This window comes from Streptomyces sp. BE303 (assembly GCF_036290945.1).
GTDB lineage: Bacteria > Actinomycetota > Actinomycetes > Streptomycetales > Streptomycetaceae > Kitasatospora.
Genome location: NZ_JAQYWZ010000774.1, coordinates 1 through 22,592 on the forward strand (window position 1 = coordinate 1; position 22,592 = coordinate 22,592).

The 22,592-nt window shown below is 71.7% G+C and carries 13 protein-coding genes and 1 riboswitch; of the genes, 4 read left to right on the top strand and 9 right to left on the bottom strand.

All coding sequences use genetic code 11. The features are described 5' to 3' along the window. Window positions 1–418: IS5 family transposase (locus PUR56_RS24895; protein ID WP_329950533.1), on the top strand; the 418-nt coding region annotated here is incomplete at its 5' end. Window positions 419–572: 154 nt separating this feature from the next. Here the strand turns inward: PUR56_RS24895 and PUR56_RS24900 are convergent. From PUR56_RS24900 to PUR56_RS24910, 3 genes are all read right to left on the bottom strand, one after another. Next, window positions 573–1,973, bottom strand: a complete 1,401-nt coding sequence (locus tag PUR56_RS24900; RefSeq protein ID WP_329950534.1) for a hypothetical protein — start codon at window positions 1,971–1,973, stop codon at window positions 573–575. 129 nt (window positions 1,974–2,102) lie between these two features. Then, window positions 2,103–2,249, bottom strand: a complete 147-nt coding sequence (locus tag PUR56_RS24905) for a hypothetical protein (protein ID WP_329950535.1) — start codon at window positions 2,247–2,249, stop codon at window positions 2,103–2,105. Window positions 2,250–2,388: 139 nt separating this feature from the next. Next, window positions 2,389–2,997: a histidine phosphatase family protein gene (locus PUR56_RS24910; RefSeq protein ID WP_329950536.1), complete on the bottom strand. Its 609-nt coding sequence runs from the start codon at window positions 2,995–2,997 to the stop codon at window positions 2,389–2,391. Between the two features lie 324 nt (window positions 2,998–3,321). Here PUR56_RS24910 and PUR56_RS24915 point away from each other — a divergent pair, with 324 nt between their 5' ends. Together PUR56_RS24915 and PUR56_RS24920 are read left to right on the top strand one after the other, a co-directional pair. Then, window positions 3,322–3,546 (top strand): CbtB domain-containing protein, encoded by a 225-nt coding sequence (locus PUR56_RS24915; protein WP_329875685.1) that lies wholly within the window; start codon window positions 3,322–3,324, stop codon window positions 3,544–3,546. A 17-nt stretch (window positions 3,547–3,563) separates the two neighbouring features. Beyond that, window positions 3,564–4,424, top strand: a complete 861-nt coding sequence (locus tag PUR56_RS24920) for a CbtA family protein (protein ID WP_329950537.1) — start codon at window positions 3,564–3,566, stop codon at window positions 4,422–4,424. A 159-nt stretch (window positions 4,425–4,583) separates the two neighbouring features. On the opposite strand, the gene PUR56_RS24925 is transcribed toward PUR56_RS24920, so the two are convergent. From PUR56_RS24925 to PUR56_RS24950, 6 genes are all read right to left on the bottom strand, one after another. Then, window positions 4,584–5,324, bottom strand: coding sequence for a (2Fe-2S) ferredoxin domain-containing protein (locus tag PUR56_RS24925; RefSeq protein WP_329950538.1), 741 nt, complete (start codon window positions 5,322–5,324; stop codon window positions 4,584–4,586). Beyond that, entirely contained in the window at window positions 5,321–6,139 is an 819-nt protein-coding gene (locus tag PUR56_RS24930; RefSeq protein ID WP_329875691.1) for an ABC transporter ATP-binding protein, read from the bottom strand. The genes PUR56_RS24925 and PUR56_RS24930 overlap by 4 nt, the downstream gene beginning before the upstream one ends. Beyond that, a complete protein-coding gene (locus tag PUR56_RS24935; RefSeq protein ID WP_329950539.1) occupies window positions 6,136–7,215 on the bottom strand; it encodes a FecCD family ABC transporter permease in 1,080 nt (359 codons plus the stop codon). Before PUR56_RS24935 ends, PUR56_RS24930 begins: the two co-directional genes overlap by 4 nt. Continuing rightward, the gene (locus tag PUR56_RS24940) at window positions 7,212–8,156 is read right to left on the bottom strand and encodes an ABC transporter substrate-binding protein (RefSeq protein ID WP_329950540.1); all 945 of its coding nucleotides are present in this window, start codon (window positions 8,154–8,156) and stop codon (window positions 7,212–7,214) included. Before PUR56_RS24940 ends, PUR56_RS24935 begins: the two co-directional genes overlap by 4 nt. A gap of 140 nt (window positions 8,157–8,296) precedes the next feature. Then, window positions 8,297–8,501: riboswitch (cobalamin riboswitch) on the bottom strand. A gap of 294 nt (window positions 8,502–8,795) precedes the next feature. Beyond that, a complete protein-coding gene (locus PUR56_RS24945) occupies window positions 8,796–10,238 on the bottom strand; it encodes a WD40 repeat domain-containing protein (RefSeq protein WP_329950541.1) in 1,443 nt (480 codons plus the stop codon). 43 nt (window positions 10,239–10,281) lie between these two features. Next, complete coding sequence (locus PUR56_RS24950; protein ID WP_329950542.1) at window positions 10,282–18,096, bottom strand: ricin-type beta-trefoil lectin domain protein; 7,815 nt, start codon at window positions 18,094–18,096, stop codon at window positions 10,282–10,284. Window positions 18,097–18,668: 572 nt separating this feature from the next. Between PUR56_RS24950 and PUR56_RS24955 the strand changes: the two genes are divergently transcribed. Then, complete coding sequence (locus PUR56_RS24955) at window positions 18,669–22,514, top strand: ricin-type beta-trefoil lectin domain protein (protein ID WP_329950543.1); 3,846 nt, start codon at window positions 18,669–18,671, stop codon at window positions 22,512–22,514. The last annotated feature ends 78 nt before the right edge of the window (window positions 22,515–22,592 follow it).

The following is a 22,592-nucleotide window of genomic DNA, read 5'->3' on the forward strand; positions in this document are numbered from 1 at the left end:
ATACGGGTCGAAGATCCACCTGCTCACCGAACGTACCGGTTTGCCCCTGTCGCTCGCGATCTCCGGAGCCAACGTCCATGACAGCCAGGCCCTGATACCGCTCGTCGACGCCATTCCGCCGATCCGCTCGCGACGCGGACCGCGACGCCGACCCGGCAAGCTGCACGCAGACAAAGCCTACGACCACCGCTTCATCCGTACCTACCTGCGCCGGCGGCAGATCCCGGCCCGCATCGCCCGCCGCGGCATCGAGTCCTCCCAGCGCCTCGGCCGGCACCGCTGGGTGATCGAGCGCACCGTCGCCCGGCTCGGCGGCTTCCGCCGACTCCACCGCCGCTACGAACGCAAGGCCGACCACTTTGCAGCCTTCGCCAGCATCGCAGCCGCCCTCATCTGCCACCGCCGACTCTCCAAATGAGATGACTTCTTAGCCGCCGCATCCCCCGAGGGTGAGCCGCGACGTATCGGGGCCGAGGTCCTGCGGTGCGCCGACGGCTTGACGCTGGTGCAGCCTCGGAAGCGCCTTCTGGCTTGCCAACCGAACTACGCGAGGCCAGGAGGCAGATGGCGGATCACGATGTCGGCGCCTGGGATGCCCGACGTGGGTGGGCGCGTCGGCCGGTGGTCGGCAGCGGAATCGGGCCAGCGGGTGCGGTTGCAGGGTCGGTCCATGGTGTTGCTTCTGTGTCGCCGACCCAGCCGTCGAGTTTCAGGTGCCGCTGGTAAGAGCCTCGGTAGCCGATCGAGTGGAGCAGAAGAAGTGTCACGTAGTGCAGCGACAGTCTCCAGATCTCGGCGGCGAGACCTTTGTGGGCGTAGAGGTCGTCGGCGAGTACTTCGGGGTGTACGAGGTGGTTCCTGATCCGTGTGACCGCCGTCGGACCATCGATTCGTTTAGCCGCAGCGTACTGGGCCAGTGCCGGGAGCTCGGCCGCGTCGATGGTGGTCGGCACGCCGGCGGAATCCAGTAGATAGCGCAACCGGTCCTCGGCATGGCAGTCTCGGTATTGCCGCCGTGTCATCAGCCCGCCCAGGACCAGTCTGCTCCAGGCAAGGCTTTCCAACACCGGGGCGGCGGCAAGAATCCGTTGCTCGACAAATCCTGTTGACACGGCCTGAGTCGCCATCGCCATCTGGAGGCGAGTGGTTCCCATGAGTGAGCGGTCGCTCAACGCCCGGACTGCACACGATAGAAGATCGGCGCAGTCGTCCGGGCTGGCGTCAAAGAGCCATTCCATCCCACTTGTTCTTGCCGAGTCGACGAGAGGCGAGAACCACTGCTCCCATGCGACAATCCCATCTGCGCCGTAACCCACGGGAAGTACGGGGGCTACCTTGCGGCCGAAGCCGAACGACAGGCTGACCCGGAGGCACTCCAGTAGATCCCGTCCCTCGGCAACCGAGAACGGCTTGTCGTCGGTGCGTTTGAGTTCCATGACGTGAGTCAGGACGGACTGGGTGTCGTCGGCTGCGGTCCGAAGAACGGCTGAGAGATCGAAGCGCTGGTCGATGGTCACCGTCCAGCCTTCGACTTCAATGAGCGACCGGCCGTTTGAGCGTCGAACCCCCGCAGCCGTCTTCTCCTCCAAGTGCCCGTTGCCGACCGAGAGCGGGAGGTTCATCCATTGGGCCACGATTCGTTGTAGGGGCGTATCTGGGTCGCCGGCTTCGGCGGACTGGGTCCAGCCACTACCGTTACGGCGGTGACTTGCCATGAACTTCGCGGGCAGCGTCCGGCCGACCGTGGCGACGGCATGGTCCGGCAGCAGTCCCAGATAGTCCTCGTCACGAAGCTCAACGGACCATTTCAGACCGGGCTTTACCCCAAAAGTGAGCTCGACCTTCCCCTGTCGAACACCTCCAGGGAATCCTGAGAAGGCTCCCGTGTAAAGGGTTACTGGTTCTCCCGGCGCGTTCCACCCGTGGGGTGCGGTGAGAGGAGTGTTGAACGTGATCTCGTCTGTGGGTTTCATGTCGATTGGCCCTCCGTCCGGTTGCGAGCCGCCGGTAGGGCAGCCGGACAGACTATCAGGTTGCGTGCTGTCAGGCGACGCCGATTGTGTGGAGCAGTCCCGGCAGTCCTAGCAGTTCCAGGTCGGCGACTACATAGGACGGCTGGAAGACGAGAGGTCGATGGCGGGTGCCCCGCCGACAGCCGTTGAGGGCAGCAGGCTGTAGTGCGGGGAGGCTTCCTGGGCCCGCTGGGTCAGCGTCGCGAGGCGTTCGGCGAGGTTGGGTACGCCACGCACCAGCGTGTCCCGGACGCCGTCCGGGTCGAGGTGGCCGTGCGGGCCCACCGGCCGCCGGCCGGTCGGTCGTAGAGCTGCACCCGGTCATTGGGCGAACGCTGTGACGGGCGCCCCGGCGCGGTCGCAGGAGCTGCCCCCGTCATCCGGCTCCATCCGTGATGGGCCGGACGAGGCCCAGGCGCAGGTTCCAGCGGTCCGCCCGCCCGGTCAGTTCGACGCCCGCCAACGGTGGCACGTCGAGCCGGCGGAAGGCATGGTCCGGGATGCCGAGGGCGTGCACGGCGGCGGCCCGGACCACGTCCGGCTCGGCGATCACCAGCACCCGCCCGGCCAGCGCGGCCGCGGTGCCGTCGAGCCAGGCGCCGACCCGGGCGCACAACTGCCGCACCGACTCGCCGCCGTGCGGCGCGGCCGCCGGATCGGCCAGCCACGTCATCACGGCCGCCGGCTCGTCGGCCGCGACCTCGTCGAGGGTCCGCCCGCTCCAGCGGCCCGCCGCGCAGCCGCGCAGCGCGGGCTCGTCCACGGCGTCGGGCAGGCCGAGGTCCTCGGCGGTGCGGCGGCAGCGGGCGGTGGGCGAGACGAACCGGTGGGCGGCCGCCGGCAGGCCCGGTGCGGCGGCGCGGGCGGCGCGTACCCCGGCGGCGTCGAGCGGATCGCCCTCGTCCACGGATCCTTCGCCGACGAACCGGGCCTGCCGCAGCTCGGGTCCGATCGCCGGTGCGACGAAGATCACCCGTACCGTCATGTCCTTCCCCCTTCGTACACCTGTCACCCTTGGGAGCCCCTCGGAGTACCGCGTTCCGCGCCCGCCCTCGGACAAATGCGCAGGTGACCGCGCGGCAACGATTCGGTGCACGCCCTTGGCGCCGCCGCCGCCCGGGCGCTACGGTCTGCTGCGACAACTGAAGACGACGGCGAGACGGAAGTCCGGTGGGAATCCGGCACGGTCGCGCCACTGTAAGCCGGAACCGGCCGCCTCACGCAACGGCGGGGTCCGGCAAGTCAGACCCGACCGCCGTCGTCAGAGCTCCACCGAACGGGACGCGTGTTTCCCCCAGGAGGTCCTGCCATGGCCCAGTCCGTACTCTCTCCCAGCCTGCCCGTGGGCGGTTCCGCCCCGGCCACGCTGCCGATCCGCGCCATCCTTCCCTGGGCGCTGTTCCTCGGCACCCTGATGCTGGTCCTGCTGTACTTCGTCGGTGCCGAACAGGGCGCCACCTCGGTCTTCTCCGGGGCCACCGTGCACGAGTGGGTGCACGACGGCCGCCACCTGCTCGGCTTCCCGTGCCACTGACCGGAGACCGAGCACCGATGAACAACTCCGCAACCGTCTCCTCCGGCACCGTCGGAAAGCTGCTGCTGCGCGGCCTGCTCGCGGGCCTGCTCGCCGGGCTGGTGGCCTTCCTCTTCGCCTACACCGTCGGCGAGGGCCCCGTCGCGGACGCCATCGCCCAGGAGCAGTCACAGTCCGCCCCGGCCGGGCACCACCACGGGAGCGAGGCCGAACCCGCCGCCGGCCATGAGGACTCCCACGAGGCCGCCGGCACCGCCGATTCCGGTGACGAGGAGGAGGAGCTGGTCAGCCGCGACCTGCAGTCCACGGCCGGCCTCGCCACCGGCGTGCTGGTGTACGGCGTCGCCGTCGGCGGCGTCGCGGCGCTGGCGTTCTGCTTCGCCCTCGGCCGGATCGGCCGGTTCGGCCCCCGGGCCACCGCCGCGCTGGTCGCGGGCGCCGCGTTCACCACGATCTACCTGGTGCCGTTCCTCAAGTACCCGGCGATGCCGCCGGCGGTCGGCAATCCGGACACCATCGGGAAGCGCACGGCGCTGTTCTTCCTGATGATCGCCCTCAGCGTGCTGATCGGCGTCGCCGCGGTGATCCTCGGCAAGCGCCTGGCCCCGCGTCTGGGCACCTGGAACGCCGTTGTCGCGGCCGGTCTCGGCTACGCCGTGGTGATGGCCGTGCTCGCCGTCGTCCTGCCGTCCAACGACGACGCGATCCCGGACGGCTTCCCGGCCGGGCTGATGTGGGACTTCCGGCTCGCCTCGATCGGTCTGCAGGTCGTGCTCTGGACCGGGTTCGCCCTGGTCTTCGGAGCCCTGGCACAGCGGGCCCTCACCCCCGCCGCACCTGCCGAGGACCGGACGGCCGTCCCCGCTCCGGCGGTCTGACGGGCGGTTCCCCGCCGCGCACGACTCGACCCCGCCGAAGGCGCGCAGGCGGGGTCGAGTCGTGCGCGGCTGCGTTGCGGGGCCGCAGGCGCGACGCCCGCCCACGCCTTCGGGGGGCTCTGCGCGGGCCCGGCCCCGCTCCCGTGCCGGTGATCGCGATCAGCCGTGGTGGCCCGTCTGCTCCTTCCGGTGGCGGGGGAGCCGGTGGGACCCCACCGGTCGTCCACCGGCGAGGTGCTCGGTGACGATGCGGGCTGCGACAGCCGGGTCGACCCCGCCGTACCAGACATCGTCGGGCTGCACGCTGACGACGGGTGCCTGGTTGCACGGGAACTGGCATCCCGTCTGGGTCACGAGCACGTCGTCGTCGCCGAGACCCTGCTCGGTCAGCTTCTGCACCAGGGCGCGCAGGCCCTCCTCGGCACCCCGGGCCGCGCAGCGCGGGCCGCGGCACACCAGGACCTGGTGCCGGTGGCCGGTGACGTCCTCCCAGGCCGCGGACGTGAGGCCGGGCTCCTTGCCGGTGACGGCCTTCGTCGTCGCGGTCACCGCGGCGACCTCGTCGGGCGAAGCGGCGAGGCGGGTCGCCACGAGGAGTTCGGGGCGGTGGCCCGCGCGCTCGCGCCACCAGTGCGCGGCGATCCGCCGCAGCCAGGACTGGGCCGGGCCGGAGGCCGTGAGCCGGACGCCGATCACGACCACGGTCTCGGTGCCCGCGTCGGCCAGCCTGGTCAGCTCGGCCGACAGCGAGGGGTCGGCCTGCTGCAGGAACGCGATCGAGGCCCGGTGCGAGGCCGCTGTCCTGAGGAGTTCGTCACGGCGGACGGCTTCCGCGATCGACATGCCGACCAGGAGTACGGCGCCGCGGCGGGCGTTGGCTTCGGGGACCGGGGAGGTCATGGCGTCTTCCTCTCGTGGAGCAGTCCGTTCCACCGGATGTGCGGTCGGTCGTGCCGGGGGTGGGGTTCCACGGTGGCGTCGACGCCGTAGACGCGCGCGATCATGGGCGAGGTGAGCACCTCGGGACCGGTCCCGTGGGCGACCAGGCGGCCGTCGAGCAGGACGGCGGCCTCGTCGCAGTAGGCGGCGGCGAGTTCGAGGTCGTGCAGGGCCGCCACCGTGGTGATGCCCAGCCCCCGGACGGTTTCGAGGAAGCCGAGTTGGTGGCGCAGGTCGAGGTGGTTGGTGGGCTCGTCGAGCAGCAGCACGCCGGGCTCCTGCACCAGCGCCCGTGCGAGCTGGACCCGCTGCCGCTCGCCACCCGACAGCGTCGGCCAGGAGCGGTCGAGCAGATGGCCGACGTCGGCTGCGGCCACGGCGTCGGCGAACACGGCCCGCTCGTGGGCGTCGGCGGCTGCGTTCGCCGGCACGGGCCAGCGGCTGCGGTGCGGGGTGCGGCCGAGCTCGATGACCTGACGGACCGGCAGCGACAGCCGGGTGTCCGCCTGCTGCTCCAGGAAGGCCACCTGTCGGGCCCGTCGGCGGGCCGTGAGCGCGTGGAGGTCCTCGCCGTCCAGGAGGACCCGACCGGCGCTCGGACGGGTCAGTCCGGCGACCGCGCGCAGCAGGGTGGACTTCCCGGCGCCGTTGGGCCCGAGCAGGGCCGTGATCCGGCCGGGGCCGAACGTGAGCGACACCGCGTCCAGCAGGGTGGCTCCGCCGATGCGCACACGAAGTCCCTCCGCGCGCAGGTCGACGGGGTGCGTCACCGTCACCGCCCCCTCCCGTCGGCCCGGCCCTGGCGCCACAGCAGCCAGGCGAAGAAGGGTGCTCCGAGCCCGGCCGTGATGACGCCGACGGGAATCTCCCGGTCGGGGAGGACCGAGCGCGCCAGGATGTCGCTGCCCACCAGGAGCGACGCGCCCGTCAGCGCCGACACGGGCAGCAGGACGGCGTGGCGCGGGCCGCAGACGAGACGGACCACATGCGGTACGACCAGGCCGAGGAACCCGATGACGCCGGTGTGGGCGACCAGGCAGGCGGTCACCAGCGCAGCGACGGCGACGAGGACCCAGCGGGTCCGCTCGACGTGGACGCCGAGGGAGCGGGCGGCGGTCTCGCCGAAGGCGAAGGCGTCCAGGTCGCGGGCCGAGGATGCCAGGACCGTGACCCCGGCCAGCGCGACCGCGGTCAGGAAGACGGCGGTGGGCCACCGCACGCCGGCGACCGAGCCCAGCGTCCACTCCATGACACCGCGCGCCGCGTCGCGGTCCCCGAGGACCAGTACGGCGAACGAGGTGTAGGCCCCGCACATCTGCCCGACGGCGATGCCGGCGAGCACGGTCCGGGTGGTCGGCAGCGTCCGGGTGCGCGCACCGGCCAGGGCCAGCACGACGACGGCCGCGAGCAGGGCGCCGGCGAACGCCGCCGTCGCCACCGCGCCCGTTCCCACGGCGCCGGACACGCCGACCCCGAGGACGATCACGGTGACCGCGCCGGCGGCGGCTCCGTCCGAGATCCCGAGCAGGAAGGGATCGGCCAGGTCGTTCCCGGTCAGTGTCTGCAGTACGGCACCGCAGACCGCGAGACCGGCGCCGGTGGCAGCCGCTCCCAGAACCCGGGGCAGCCGCAACTGCCAGACGATCTGGTCGTCCAGCAGCGTCACGTGCGGGTCGCCCAGCCCGAGACGGCGCACCACGACGTCGATCACCGTCCGGACCGGCTCGTGGTGCGAGCCCACGGCCAGACCGAGGAGCACGGTGGCCAGGAGCAGGGCCGCGGCGACGGCCAGGGCCGCCGCCGCGCGGCCCGGACCGGCGACCCGCACGGCGGGAGGGGACGTGGTGGTCATGATCCCGGGTGCAGTCGGCCCAGTCCCGCCGACACCCGGGCGGCACCGTCGGCGAGCAGCACACCGGGGGTCGACTCGGAGAACGGCACCACCACGAAGGCCTTGCGCTGTACGGCGGTGAGCTTGCTCAGCACCGGGTCGCCCTGCAGATAGTCGATCTTGGACTGGGCCGTGTCCCAGTCGGCGTCCGCGAGCACGATGGCGTCCGGGTCCGCGGCGACGACCTTCTCCCAGCTCACGTTCTGCCAGGCACCGGGCAGGTCTGCGAAGACGTTGCGGGCCCCCACGGCGTCGAGCACCAGCTGAGGCCCGCCATGGCCGGAGCCGACGAACGGTGCCTTGGTGTCCGAGTCGAACCACAGGACCTTCAGGCCCTTGCCCGCGGCCGTCGCCGTGAACTGGGCCAGCTGCTGCTCCTGCTGCCGCTGGATCGCGGCGGACCGCTCCGTGACACCGAAGACCCTGGCGACGTCGTTCAGTTCGCCCCACATCGCCTGCCAGGTCGGCGGCGGCACCTGGCTCTTGTCCGGGCAGCCGAACGGGGACAGGTACGACGGGATGCCCTGGCCGCCCAGTTCGTCCCGGGTGCCCGCGACCTTGTCGGTGAACGCGCTGGAGTAGGAGGCGTACAGGAAGTCGGGCCGCGCCGCGAGGAGCTTCTCCTTCGTCGGGTAGTCCTTGGAGAGCACCGGCACGGAGTCGTAGGCCGCCTTCCACCTCTCCGGGACGGCATTGTCGAGATAGGCGGTACCGGCCATGCGGGACTCCAGGCCGAGAGCCAGGGCCACCTCGGTGGCACCCTGATTGAGCGTCACCAGCCGCTCGGGCGGCGCGCCGACCGTCACGGTGGTCCCGCAGTTGTTCACGGTGACCGGCCCGGCACTGCCGGCCGTCGCAGTGGGCGTGTCGGGTGCGGGGGCGCCCGCGCAGGCGCCGAGCACGCCGGTGAACAGGAAGGCCGCGACCGCGCGGCCGACGCGTATCGGACCTGTGGGACCTACGGCACCTACGGGACGTGCGGAACGTATGGAACGGAACGGGTACGGCAGAGCGCTGGGCACGTGTTCTCCAAAACCCTCGTGGAACATGTCGCGCCGTGGCCGGTCTCCTGGCTTCCGCATCGACACGCCGCAGCCGACCTTCCCGGGTGGCTCTTCCAGCCGACCCAGTGGCCCTGACCGCTGGCAGAGCCGGTCAGCGAGGGCCGCGGCACTCCGCGGCAACAGTGGCGAGGGCCGCACCGGACTCAGACCGGTTTCCCGAACACCATGGCCACTGCAAGGTATCAGGCGTGGTCAGGTCGGTGTCGGCCGGTACCTGGGGTGATCGTTTGGATGGTTCGTCAGCGAGCGCGCCCGGGTGGCCGAGAACGGTCGGTCGTCGTCGCCGATCAGTTTCCGGGGCTCGTGGTCGGCGTCGGCCCCGGTGCCCGGGGCACTGCCCTTCGTCTCCCACCCGGCCTTCCGGGCCGCGTCCGGGATCGGCCGGCGGCCACCTGGCGGGACCGCTCGAACATGATCCGGGGGCCGGGCGGCATCACCGCCCGGCCCCCGGATCACGAGGCACACCTCAGGGAACGCCTACCCGAGACCGGTCTTCCGGATGCCGTCCAGCCGCTCCGTGTCCTCGCCGAGGGCGCGCAGGATGAGGTAGGCGGGCTCGCCGGCACCGGGCGTGCTCCCGGCGGCCAACTCCTCGTAGAAGAGCGGGATCCCGCGCCGCACCGCGTCGCAGCACTCCTCCTCGATGTCGGGGTGGCCGGCCGCCGAGGCGCTGAGGTCGGCTTCACCCTCCACGCACGCCATCAGCAGGTCGAGCACCCGGTAGCGGGCCGGCGCCGACAGCTGCTCGTGCTCCAGTGCCAGGAGGAGCATCGAGGCCAACGGCAGGGAGGCCTCGGAGAGGAAGCCCTGGGACTCGACGTCGCCCACCAGCCCGTGTCCCGACGCCTCCTCGGGCGTCCGCGCGGCCAGGAGCCGTGCGAAGTCCTCCGGGACGTGGCGGGCTCCCCGACGACAGGAGCACGCGATGCGGCTCCAGTCGTGGCGGGCGGCCTCCTGCTGCCAGGGGGCCGCCGGCGCACCGGGTGCTGCGCCCGTCTCCGACCGGGAACCGAGCCGGTGGGAGCGTGCCAGCAGCGCGCCCGTCCGGACGTCCCAGAGGCCCGCCTCGCCGTCGCCGTCCACGGCGACGAGTTGTGTGCCGTCGGCGACGAAGCGCAGCGCGAGCACCCATCCGTTGAGGTCGGTCAGCCGGTGGACCACCTCGGCGGTCGAGGTGTCCCAGATCCTGACGATCCGTTCGGTCCCGCCCGTGGCGACCCGTGCGGCGCGTGGGTCGAGCGCGGCGGCGACGACCGTCCCCCGGTGGTCGTGGAGGAGGGACCACGTCCCGAAGGTCGTCGGATCCCACAGCTGGGCGGACGTTCCACCGGCTGCCAGGATCGCCTCCGCCCGGGTGGCGAAGGCGACCGACTGCAGCCTCGGTCCGTCCTTGAACACCAGGCGCGGCGGCGCCGGTGAGTGGACGTCGCCGAGGAACATCCGGCCGCTCGCCGTGCCCGCGGCGAACCGCTCACCGTCCGGACGGGCGGTCAACGACGTGGCCTGCTTCCCGAACTGCTCGGGCAGCTCCAGGTCGATCCGCCGCCCCGGCGCACCCGCCGTGGTGTTCCACACCCTGACGGACCCGTTCTCGTCGCCGGACAGGACCAGCCCGCCGGGGCCGGGGGCGACGGCGGTGACGCGACACCCGTGGTCCGAGTGGAGCGGCACGTGCCCACCGTGCTGCGACCACGTGTGGACTCCGCCGGCCTCGTCACCGATCACCAGGAGGTGGGCCGACCGGTCGTCGCCGAACGCGACGGCGGTGGCGTGCGCGGCGGTCTCGACCGAGGCCACCACGGCCCCCGTCGCGCGGTGCCAGACGAGACACGGTCCGCGGTGGACGACCTCGGCCACCAACTCCCCGTCGGCGCTGAGGGCTATCAGCTCCGGTGAGGAGTTCAGTGAACTTCCGCTCATGCCGTGCTCCGATTCCAGGGTTGCCGTGCGGGCATCATAGGACTCACTCCAGGATCCTCGGGTTCGCCTGCCCCCATATCGTGCCGGACGGGAATTGCCGGGGGTCGTAGTCCAGGATGCAGTCGTCGCAGATGGGGATGTTGCCGTCGATCGTCAGCGGATTCAGGCTCGTCTTGCTCGCCGACATGGTGAACCGCACCTGCCGGTGGTCGCCGCCCAGGGCGTTCACCACGTTTCCTTCGGCGCAGTAGCCGCACCCCGGGACCTTCGGCGTCCCGGAGGACGCGACCGCGATGGTGCCGCTTTCGGTGTTCACACCGGCGCTCCAGGTGCGCCGGATGGGCTGGTTGTGGTCGGCGGCCATGACCTCGTGGAGCATGTCCCGCGCCTTGGCGATCTGACCCTCGACCGTCCAGCCCTCCTCGGCGGCGACCGTCTTCACGACGGCCGGGTTCTTGATCTTGGTCTTGACGCCGCTCCGTGGAGTGGACCCGCGTCCGCCCATCTCCGGGGATCCGCCCGACGTACCCTTGCCGGCCGAACCCCCGCCCGACGAACCTCCGTCGGCCGAGCCCTTGCCGGAGCCGGATCCGCCCTTGGGAGTGCTGGTGCCGGTGCCCGGGCTGTCGGGGGTCGTGGGCTTGACGGGGTGGGCGGGGGCGGGGTTGGCGGGGGTGGGGGTGGGGAGGTCGTCGGCGAGCTTCGTTCCCGAGCGCCACTTCATCAGGGTCCGGACGCCCTTGGAGACTCCCTTGAGGAGGCCCTTGACGCTGGTGACGATCCCGACGTAGTCACCGGTGGTGCGGCCGGCCTGGTACGCGCTGGAGTTGGTGTCGATGTTGAAGAGGGTCGCGGTCGGCGAGTCGTTGGTGTACTTCTCGTGCTGGTACACCGTGCAGCCGAACGGATTGGCGATGCAGCTCATGTTGCGGGCGCCGTCGTAGATGTTCAGCGCGCCGTTGACCCCGGCGGTCCAGAAGTCGCCGACGTAGGAGTCGACGACGCCGCCGGCGTAGCTTCCGGCCTGGTTGGCCGCGGCCTTGGGGTCGTCCATGACCTTGTTGACGAAGTTCTTGACGCTGCTGAGCCAGCTGAACCCCGTCGGGTCGCTGCCCGAGGTGGGGTTGTCGGCGCCGTAGGTGTAGCCGCCCATCTGGTTGGGGTCGCCGGCCTGGAAGAGCGGGTCGACGGAGAGGAAGCGGCCGAGGACCGGGTCGTAGGCGCGGACGCCGAGCAGGTTGAGGCCGCTGGTGGCGTCGGCGGGCCGGCCGAGGTAGCCGAGGTTGTCGGCCCACGTGGTGGGCACGGGGCCGCGGGGGTTGCCGTAGGGGTCGAAGGCGCGCCGGGTGACGGTGCGTGTGGTGCCGTCGACCTGGAGGCTCGCGGTGCCCTGCGGGTTGGTCGGCTGGAAGGTCAGTCCGCCGTTGCCGGTGCGGATGATGACGGTGCCGTCGGGGTTGGAGTAGTAGCGCTTGCCGGTGACGGTGGTACCGGTCTTGTCGAGGATCAGCTGCTCGGTCCCGCCGAACAGGTAGAGGACGGTGCCGTCGGGTCCGCGCTGGATGAGCAGGTTGCCGCCGGCGTCGTACAGGTAGCCGGAGGTCCGGGTGGTCCCGCCGCTCGGGGTGGTGACGGTGGCGGTGAGGCCCTCGGCGTTGTAGGTGAACGACTGGGTGGCGCCGGTCGGCGGCGTGCCGCCGGCCGAGAGCCACCTCTGGTTGGTGCCCTGGTTGCAGTCCCACAGGCCGACGCGGGTGCCCGGGGTCGTGTTCCCGTGGGGCACGTCGAGGCACTGCCCGGAGGCGACGTTGACCAGCGAGTCGTTCGGGCCGGACCGCCATTCCTGGGCGGCGCTGCCGTCACAGGTCCACAGCTCCACCTGCCGGCCGCGCTCGGCGACGCCGCCGACCGGGCGGATGCACTTGCCGCCGGTCTTCAGCCTGCCGTCGGTCTCCAGGGTCCACTGCTGGGAGGTGTTCCCGTTGCAGGTGAAGGAGAGGATGGCGGTGCCGTCCGCGGTCCAGGCGTGGTCGTCGTCCAGGCACAGCGGGGTGGCCGAGCCGGTGGCGATGCCGGAGGCGATCGATCCGGCACTGGTGGCTGACCGGGAGACGGTGCCGCCGGCGGTGTCGTACTGCGGGGTGAGCGTGGCGGTGTAGGACGGCCCGGTGGGCGCGTTCTTCGTCGCGGGCCACTGCTGGTTGACGTTCTGGTTGCAGGACCAGAGCGTCACCGGGGTGCCCGGGTTGGCGTTTGCCCAGGGCACGTCGGCGCAGAGCCCGGTGGCGGTGTGGACGAGGGCACCGTTCGCACCCTCCTGCCACTTCTGCCCGGTGGTGCCGTCGCACGCCCACAGTTCGAGCGCCACGCCGGGGTCGGTACCGCCGTTGGCCGGACGCAGGCACTTGCCGAGTGAGCGCACGGTGCCGTCGGCGGCCTTGGTCCACCGCTGGCCGCCGCCCTCGTTGCAGGTGTACGACAGGATGGCGGTGCCGTTGGCGGTCCGGTTGCCCTCGACGTCGAGGCAGAGCGCCGTCCCGCCGGTCGGGATGGCCGAGACCAGCTTGCTGGTCGCGGGCCCGGTGGAGGTGGTGACCGCGGTGAGCGTGTTGGGCTTGGCGGCGGGGGTGCGGCCCTCGCCGGGGTAGCTGCTGGACTGGATGACGTCCCGGGAGGTGTCCCCGGTGACGTCGCGCCGGACGTGCCGGGTCCGGTCGCCGAGCGTGTTGTACTCCCAGCTCTGCCAGTAGGGGGCGGGGCCGCCGATGCTGGCCGGGCCGGGGTTGTCATTGTTGCAGCGGGAGGTCTGGCCGGCCCCCGCGGCGGTGACGCCCCAGGTGTCCGTCCAGGCCTCGACGAGCCGGCTCAGGCCGTCGTAGCGGAAGCACTGCACGTCCCAGGTCCGGTCCGCCCCGCCGGAGGACTGCAGTTCGGAGACGTTGGTGACGTTGCCGGCCTGGTCGTACCCGAAGGTGCTGTCGGAAAGGGGGTTGGCCGAGGACTCCTGGAGCGCGACCCGGTGGTTGACCAGCCGCCCGGTGGCGTCGTCGTAGATCTGCGAGGTGCGGAGCAGTTCGCCGCCCGTGCCGTAGGTCGAGCGGAGCAGCTGGCCGCGCTCGTTGTAGTTCGCCCGGGCCAGCAGCGACTGGTTGGTGTCGGTGCCGCTCTGGAGGAGCAGGCCCTGGAGGTTGTAGCCGTAGCCCACGCTCTCGGCCGGCAGGCCCGCTTCCCCGTTGTACGTGTTGCTTGCGAGCAGGCCGACGTTGGCGGTGTAGGCGGAGCCGATGGTGTAGTCGCCCGCGAGCTTGCCCTCGGAGGCGGGGATCGTGGTGGTCGAACCGGTCGGCTGGTAGGCGGTGTTGTACCCGTTGACCTTCTGGACGTACTTGTCGCCGGCCGCTCCGCCGACGTAGCGGGTGGCGGAGGTGACGTAGCCCTTCTCCAACGAGTCGTACTCGACCGTGGTCAGGAGTTTGGAGGCGTCCGTCGTACTGGTGCCGCTGTACTTGGCGGTCTGCCGGCCGAAGGTGTCGTAGACGAAGGACAGGGACTCGCCGCGCCCGTCGGTGACGGTCGCCGGCCGGCCCAGGTCGTCGTAGACGGTGGTGGCCGTGCCGCTGTCGGGGTCGGTCTTCGAGGTCAGCTGGCCGCGGAGGTTGTACTCGTACGACCAGGTGTTGCCGACGTTGTCCTTGACGGTGGAGATCTGGCCGCCGGGCTTGTAGGTGTAGCCGGTGGTGACGTCACCGATCGTGCCCCCGGCGTGGATCACCGAGGACGTGGTCTGCCCGAGGGCGTCGGTGTGGACGGTGCTGGGCGAGGCGCCCTGCGGCGGCGTCCGGTCGGTCCGGTCCGCGCCGCGGTACGCGGTGGTGGACTCCCACAGCAGCCGCCCCTTGGTGTGCTGCTGCTGCGCGACCGGGCGTCCGAGGCCGTCGTAGACGGTGATGTACTCGGCCGGAAGGGTGTTCTCGACCTCCTGGAACAGCGTGGAACCCGGCGCGGTGTTCGGGTCCGACCAGGTCGGGATGCTGATGACCGGCCAGCCGTGGCTGTCGTACCGGGTCGAGGAGACCAGACGGCCGAGACTGTCGTCGACCGGGGTGCTCTGGCTCTGCCGGGGACGCAGGAGCCCGTCGTAGATGGTGACGGAGACGTCGTAGGTCTCGTTCTCCCGCAGCGTCCGGGTCGTGACGCTGGATGCGGCAGGCTTGATCCCGGTGCCGTGGATCGCGTACTCGAACGTGCGGTCGGGGCTCTTGCCGTCGTCCTTCTTGCGGCCGGGCAGCCAGACCCGGGTGAGGCGGCCGAGCGCGTCGTAGGCGGAGTCGGTGATCCGGTGGTTGACGTCGACGGCCCGGGTGATCAGCCCGCGGGACGGGGAGACGGTGCTCGTCGCCGTCCAGTTCTGCGGGTTGGTCGTCGACACCTCGGTCGGCAGGATGCCGGTGGCCGGGGTGTAGCTGGTGGTGGTGAGGTTTCCGGCGGTGTCCCGGTGACCGACCACCCGGCCGTACCCGTCGACGCTCTCGGTTGAGAGGGTCTGGAAGACCGGCCGCCCGGCTCCGTCGTAGGACTTGACCGACTGGGTGGCGGTGACCATGCCCAGCGTGGTGCCGTTCTGCCCGAGGCGGCCGTACTCGCCCGGGTTGTTGATGTCGCCGCCGCCGTCGTAGACGAAGCGCTTGTGGCTGAGCGTGTTGGCGCTGGTGGCGGTGGCGCACGGTCCGGAGACGCTGACGCTCTCGCTCGGGGCGAGGATCAACGCCGGGTTGGCCGCGGGGGCCGGTGCGTAGGTGGTGGTGGCGCAGGTCTCGTGGGCGGGGACGCTGACGTCACCCTTGTCGTTGACCTTCCAGGGGCGGCCGAGGTCGTCGAACTCGGTGGTGCTCCGGGTGGTCCGCCAGGTCACGCCGTCGGACAGCAGCGACAGGTTGCGGCCGCCGGTGGTCTTCACCTTGCGGGCGACCAGGTCGGGCAGGGTGGACAGCGGGGGAGGGGTCTCCCCGGGAGCGGGCTTCCTGGAGGTCCAGGCGGTGCGGCTGCGGTTCGCGGTCGGCACCGTGGTGGGGGCGTCCGGGAGCGACTTGGCGATCACCGTCCCGTCGGCGCCGGTGTAGGTGGAGGTCTCCAGCGGCATGCCCGCGAGCCAGGGGCTGTCGGGTATCCGCTCGCCGAGCGAGTTCCTGATGTCGGCCGGCGGCCGGGTGGCGGTGACGGAGGTGTAGTCGCCGTCCATGCCCGGCAGGTAGGCGGTGACGCTCTTGGTGACCGGGTCGGGCGCGGCGCCGGACGTGGTGGTCACCGTGCGGAAGCCCCGGAAGTCGTTCCAGGTGCGGTACCGGTCGTCCGTCAGGTCCGAGTCGTCCCGGTGCCAGGCGGCGGGGCCGTAGGCGTACTGGACGACCTGGGGCAGGGAGCCGGCGTTGGTGATGTCGTTGACGGTGACCTTGGAGACCAGGGTCTTGTGGAACCAGTCCGCCGTGGGCTCGGAGGAGCCGGGGGTGTTCCAGTGGACCGGGTAGCACGCCTTGGTGTTGTCGGCGGCCGAGGCCGGCATGGTGCCGTTGACCCGCGAGCACTCGGGGTCGCGGTAGGTGACCGTGATGTACGCGCCGCTCTCGGTCCGGACGGCGACGATCCGCGGCCGGTAGAGTGCGGGCGCGGCCGGGGAGGGGCCGTCGACGCGGTTGTCGAACTCCTTGCCGGTGAAGACCACCGGGTCCAGGGGGGCCTCGCCGCTGCCGCCCGCGGTGGTGTCCAGACCGGTGTGCTTGACCTCGGAGAACCACATCACGGACTGCACGGCACCGGCGTTCTTCGGGTCGCCGGAGGCACCGGTGACCGGGTCGATGCTGCCGCCCGCGTCGGAGAACAGGTGCTTCAGCTCGTACCGGTCGACGCCGCGCCAGCCGGCGGCGGTGCGTACCTCGGTGGTGATCTTCGCGAGGCGCTTGGTCGACCAGAACGTCGGCGAGCCGATCTTGCAGACGTTGGCGCCGGTGCCGCTGGTCGTCCAGCTCGACTGGCAGGCCAGGTCGTACGGCACGTCCGGCCAGTTGGTGGCGGTGCCGGTGCTGAGGTTCTCGGGCCGGCAGGTGGTGTCGGAGACGACGCACCGCTCGGCGGTGTCGAAGACCGCCCGGGCCGAGGGCTCGCGGCCGGCCTTGGCGTCGTCGAGCTTGTAGCCGTAGGAGATCCTGGTCAGGTACCCGCCGCGGGTGTACGGCGTCAGCTCGCCGGTGCCCCCGCCGTGGAGGGCCTGGCCGTAGCCCCGGTTGTAGTGGTTGGTCTCGGTGGCCCAGTCGAACCGCTGCAGGTTGCCGTTCGGGTCGACGACGAAGTCGAGGTTGAAGCGGTAGCCGACCTGGTGGGGGCCGCACAGCGAGTTCTTGCCCTTGGCGGCGGTGTAGCAGGGGTCGCCGCTGTTGGGGTGGTAGACGGGCGCGCCCCAGGCGCTGTTGGTGGCGCTGTCCGCCGTGGTGCCGGGCGCGTGGTTGAGACCGAAGTAGTAGGCGGTCCCGTCGGGCGTGGTGACCTTGAAGTACTCGCCCTGCCACAGGCCGTTGGACGCGTCGGTGAGGCGTTCGACCTTGGTGCCGTCGTCGCTCTGCAGGTGGTACACGCCGTTGGCGTCGCGGACCAGTTCGCCGCTGCGCGAGCCGAGCGACAGGGTGGCGTTCCACCCGGCCCAGCACTGGTCGGAGGAGTCCTCCACGCCGGCGTTGCGGCACGCCTTGTACGAGCGCTCGATGTAGCCGGGGCTGAACGACCAGCCGTCGCCGATCCAGGAGGCCTGGGAGTTGCGGGCGGAGGTGTGTCCGTCGACGGCCTGCGAGTTGTACGACAGACCGACGGAGGGAACGGGACCGGCCAGCGACGGGGGCATGGCGACCGGGTAGCCGTAGGTGAACGCCCCGGACCCGGTCTGGGCCCAGGACCCCGAGGACGACAGGGAGGTCGCGTTGTACGAGCCCTGCGAGCCCTCCGTGCCGGATACGGCCGCCAGCACCGCGGGGGAGGAGGCCGGCGCGGCCTGGTCCGAGGACGGCGCCGCGAACGCGGTCGTGTTGCGGGCGGCGGAACCGGCCCCGGATTCGGCGGCCGGCAGGGTCACCGTCGCGCTGATCCTCCGGGCGGCCGGGTCGTTGGTGTGCTCGACCGGGGCCTGGACACGGCAGGCGTCGACCTGGGGCGTCGTCAGGGCACAGGCCGGAAGGGCCACCAGGCGCAGCCGGGACGACCAGCCGCCGCCGTAGGCCTGGGCGATCGAAGCGTAGTCCAGGCTCACCGAGACGTCGCCCGCTTCGCTGCGGCCGTCGCTCCGGGCCAGGCCGACCAGCAGGCCGTCGACGCCGGCCGCCTGGGTCTTCGCCCGATCGGCGACCCTGACGTCGACCGAGGACGGCGTACCTGCGGCGCCGTCCGTACGGTCCGTACCGGTTGCGCCGGCCTGCGCCTCGGCCGCGGTGTTCGGCCGCTCACCGGCCGGGGCCGGGGCCGGGCCGACGAGGACCGGAGTGGAGCCGGCCCGCACCTTGTCCCCGGCATCGGCGGAGCGCGGCGGGGCCGGCCGCGTGCCCGCCGGACCGGCGGCACCGAGCCGGACCGTGGCCGAGGCTTCGACCGGCCACTGCGCCGGGGACGGCTTGTAGGCCGTCAGGTCCCGGGCGCCCGGCTGGGCGGGAAGCGCCGGACGGCCGGGCCCGTCCGCGTTGCTGCCCGACACCCGGGGCAGCGGGGGCAGCGGTTTCTCCGGCTGCCCGGGATTGTCGTTGCGGTAACCGCCGACGATTTTGACGCCTTCGGCGCCCGCCATCGGCGCCAGAAGGGACATCGCCACGGTCAGGGCGGCCACCGGGGCCACCCTGCTTCGTCGGCGACCCCCACCGGCGGCGGAGACGAACCGGCGCAATCTAGTGCGCACTAACCATACCCCCCACTTGAGAACAGTTCCTGGACGAGTAAAGACAATTGACGACCCGTTGCACCGCAGGATTGCGGCGCGGGAACCGTATTGCCAGACGTGCGAACCGCGCAATACCCTTCGCGAGGCCCACCTGACCAGGTGGTTCGACGCCGTCGGTGAAAGGGGGAGCTCCACCGATGTCAAGTCCCTGTTCGCCTGACGGTCACCGTGCGACCTTGTTCGCGCGGGGTTCTGATGCTGATTCAGCTCATTGAAAGGGATAACCCGTGGGGAAACCCATCCGATTCTGCCGAATTCGGACGCGCGGGCTGACGGCCCGCCTTGCCGTCATATCCGCGCTCGGCGGACTCGCGCTCGGAAACGTCGTTCCGGCATTCGCCGATGACCGCCCGTTTGCTGTGCAACCGGGACAGACCGTCCGCCCCGGGGCACTTCCGGCCCCGGATGCCGGGGGGCCGCTCCAGACCGCCCGGCTCAAGGCCAAGGCCACCGGGAAGCCCGTGACCGTCGACGAGCTCACCACCGGGAGTTCGCTCACCGTCGCGCAACCGGACGGCCGGATCACCCTCACCAGCCATCTGCAGGCCGCCCGGGTCAAGAAGGGCGGCGCCTGGACGCCGGTGGACGCCGGGCTGGCCCGGAACGCCGATGGCAGCTGGTCGCCGAAGGCGACCCCGTCCGGCGTCGTCCTGTCCGGCGGCGGCAAGGGGCCGCTGGCCACGCTCACGGACACGGACGGCCGGAGCCTCGCGCTCTCGCTTCCGTTCGACCTGCCCGAGCCGGTGGTGACCGGCGCCGGCGCGCGGTACGCGAACGTCCTGCCCGGGGTCGACCTCGACGTGACGGTCAGTGAGCAGGGTGCGGTCCGCGAGGTCCTGGTCGTCCGCGACGCCGAGGCCGCGGCCAACCCCGGGCTGAAGGCGCTGCGGATGGGCACCGCGGGCGGGAACCTCACGGTCGAGGCCGACACCGCGGGCGGCCTCGCCGCGAAGGCCGCCGACGGCACGTCGGTCTTCACCGCCCCCACTCCGGTGATGTGGGACTCCTCGACGGCCCCCGCCGCTCCCGCCGGCTCCTCCGGTCCCTCGGCGGACGCGACGGCCTCCGCCCGCGGGGCGGCCCCGAGGGCGGCGGCCCCGGCCGCCGGCCCGGACGACACCGAGGCCGTCGCCCACTCCGCGGCGACCGGCGCGCCGGTCTCGTCCTCGGCGGGGCCGGGCAACGGGGCCACGGTCCGGCCGGTCGCCGTCAAGGCCGAGCCGGGCGGCGTCACCCTCACCCCCGACACCGGCCTGCTCGGTGGGGACGGCACGACCTGGCCGCTGTACATCGACCCGTCATGGACGCCGACCGGGCCGATGGGCACCAACCACTTCGCCCAGGTCATGGAGGGGTGCGCCGGCGCCCCGAAGTACGACATCCCGCAGGCCAACGGCCAGGGCGTCGGCTACCAGCAGTACGCGGCCACCTGCCGCGGCCTGGAGCGGTCGTACTACGAGTTCAACACCGGCGCGATGACCAACCGGATGGTCGTCAACGAGGCCAAGCTCATCATGTACGAGACGTACGGCGCCAACCACGACTGCAATGCCACCGCGCCCGTGACGGCGAAGTGGATGCGCGAGGGCATCGGCGGCGGAACCGACTGGAACCACCAGCCGCAGAACGTCGAGATGTCCTTCGAGACCCAGTGGCCCAAGAGCGCCTGGTTCGACTGCGGTGGCTGGAAGCCGGTGGTGTTCAACGTCACCGACGCCATGCGGACCGTCGCCCAGCAGCAGATCCCGCGGTGGACCGTCGGCCTGTTCGGCAACGAGTCCAAGGTCGCGGGCAACCTCGGGTTCATGCGGTTCAACACCAACCCGTACGTCGAGGCGAACTACGACATCGCGCCGGACCGGCCCTACGACATGTCCACCACCCCCGACTCGCAGAACCCCGGAGGGCCGGCGTGCGGCGGCGGGCAGCCCGGCTGGATCGGGATGACCAGCATGGCCGGCAACTCCTCCAACATCATCCTCAACGCGCGCGCCACCACGCCGATGCCGGGGACCAACCTGGTCGTCGGCTTCCACGTCTGGGACAACATGGTCGCCGACGGCAACGGCAACCCGGCGGACGTGGGCTGGCCGGCGAGCCAGCCGATCGGGTCGGGCGGCCTGGCACAGGCCTACATCGGCAGCCCGGTCTCCGACGGCCACCAGTACGGGTGGAACGCCCGGGCGACCGACGGTCTGCTGAACGGGCCGGATTCGGCGTACTGCTACTTCGGCGTCGACCTGACCCCGCCGTCGCTCGCCGAGTTCGAGCGGTCGACGGTCCTCCCACCGTTGGGCAGCGGCCTCACGCCGACCGCCCACGCCGGGGACCAGAACCTCACCATCAGGGTCAGCAGCAACGACCCCACCCCGGGCGGATGCAACCGCGCCGCGTGCGTCAAGAGCGGCGTGCGCGGTTTCCAGTACGCGCTCGACGACAACATCCCGCCGGCCGGCGCCAACACCATGTGGGTGTGGCCGGACGCCGACGGGACCGCCGTCGCGGACATCCCGGTGAACCTCAACCGTGACGACTGGGGCGTCCACACCCTGTTCGTCCGCGCGGTCGACGCCGCGGGCAACACCCAGCAGCAGGCAGCCCGGTACGACTTCTACGCTCCGTGGAACCCGGCGAACGTGGTGAGCCCCGGTGACGTGACGTCCGACGGCACCCCGGACTTCCTCTCCCAGGCCACCGACGGCACCCTGACCCTGGTGCCGGGCAACAGCGACTTCACCGCCAAGCCCGGGCTCGCCTCCACCCAGGACCAGAGCCCCGAGCACGACAGCTGGAACAACTACCTGGTGGCGCACCGGGGTTCGGTGAGCGAGGGGAGCCAGGACGACCTGATCGCCTTCAACAGGGCGACCCGCAAGCTCTACGTCTACTACAACGACGCCACCGCGGTGCCGCCCGGCATCGCGGGGCACTTCAGCCGCCGCGCGATCTCCCCGATCGGTACCTCGTCGACCTGTGCGCAGGGCATCGACAGCACCTGGAACCACCTGACCCAGATGGTCGCCACGGCCCCGAACGGCAACGTGGCGAAGCGGCCCAACCTGATCACCGTGGAGAACGGCAGGCTGCGCTACTACCCCGGCAGCACACTGGGCGGCTGCCTGTTCGCCACCGGAACCGATCTGGGCACCGGAGACTGGTCCGGCGTGACCCTGCTCCCGCCCGGCTCCGTCGGCTCCACCCCGACCCTGTGGGCCCGGGACGACCTCACGGGCGCGATCCACACCTACCCGCTGTCGCTCGACGCCCAGGGCACGCCCACCACGACGATCGCGGCGCCCGTTCGCCGGCTGCTGGCCTCCGGGCTGTCCGGCCTCTGCGGGGACGTCGACCACAGCCTGACCGAGAACGGGACCGCGCTGCTCAACTGGACCTGCGCCGCCGGCGCGGGAAACCAGCAGTTCACCCTCGGCACCGACGGCTCGCTGCACGTGCTGGGCAAGTGCGTGGACGTCCCGTTCAGCGCCACGGCCAACGACACCAGGCTGGTGCTCTGGGACTGCAACAACGGCGCCAACCAGAAGTGGGTGCCCGAGGCGTCCACCGGCGCGCTGCGCAACCCCCACTCGGGCCTCTGCCTGGGTGTGGAGGGAGGTGCGACCGGTGTCGGCGGCGTGCTGGCCATCCGGAACTGTGACGGCAGCGCCGGTCAGAAGTGGGACGCCGGGATCCCGGCCGAGCAGGCCGGTGCGCAGGAGGTCCTCCCGCTGGGTCTGAGTTCCTCGGCCTTCCCGAAGGTCGACTCGCCCGGTGACGTCGACGGCGACGGCCACCCGGACCTGTACGTGGTCGCCGCCGACGGCACCCTGACGGTCCTGCGCGGCGCGGCTGCGGCGAACGGCCTTCCGCAGTTCTCCGGGCGCGTCAACCTCGGCGTTCCCAACCGGCCCGTCGGCTACCAGCTGGTTTCCGCCTCCAACGGCAGCAAGTGCGTCGACAGCATGGGGACGACCGCAGACGGCCACCGCCCGGCCGTCTGGAACTGCTGGGCCGGGGTGAACCAGAAGCTCACCTTCGCCCCGGACGGCACGGTGCGGTCCGGCGCGGCCTGCCTCTCCGTTCCCGAGAGCGGGGCCGGGGACGGCTCTCCGGTCGCGATGTCCGAGTGCGTCGGGGCCCGCGGCCAGCAGTGGACGCTGCGCCCCAGCGGCGAGCTGTACAATCCGCTCGCCCAGCGCTGCCTGGAGATCCCGGGCTGGGACACCACCAACGGCACCGGGCTGGGCATCTGGTCCTGCCACGGCGGCGCGAACCAGCGGTGGATTCTCAGCGTCACCACGGCGGTCTGAGACCCGACCCGCGCATCACGCCCGTGCCGGGCGGAGGTCGGACCTCCGCCCGGCACGGGCCTTTCCGCTCGGCCACCG

Excerpts from the sequence above, each read along its gene's own strand:
- PUR56_RS24900 (WP_329950534.1), bottom strand. The coding sequence starts at position 1,973 with ATGAAACCCACAGACGAGATCACGTTCAACACTCCTCTCACCGCACCC.
- PUR56_RS24910 (WP_329950536.1), bottom strand. The coding sequence starts at position 2,997 with ATGACGGTACGGGTGATCTTCGTCGCACCGGCGATCGGACCCGAGCTG.
- PUR56_RS24915 (WP_329875685.1), top strand. The coding sequence starts at position 3,322 with ATGGCCCAGTCCGTACTCTCTCCCAGCCTGCCCGTGGGCGGTTCCGCC.
- PUR56_RS24920 (WP_329950537.1), top strand. The coding sequence starts at position 3,564 with ATGAACAACTCCGCAACCGTCTCCTCCGGCACCGTCGGAAAGCTGCTG.
- PUR56_RS24925 (WP_329950538.1), bottom strand. The coding sequence starts at position 5,324 with ATGACCTCCCCGGTCCCCGAAGCCAACGCCCGCCGCGGCGCCGTACTC.
- PUR56_RS24935 (WP_329950539.1), bottom strand. The coding sequence starts at position 7,215 with ATGACCACCACGTCCCCTCCCGCCGTGCGGGTCGCCGGTCCGGGCCGC.
- PUR56_RS24945 (WP_329950541.1), bottom strand. The coding sequence starts at position 10,238 with ATGAGCGGAAGTTCACTGAACTCCTCACCGGAGCTGATAGCCCTCAGC.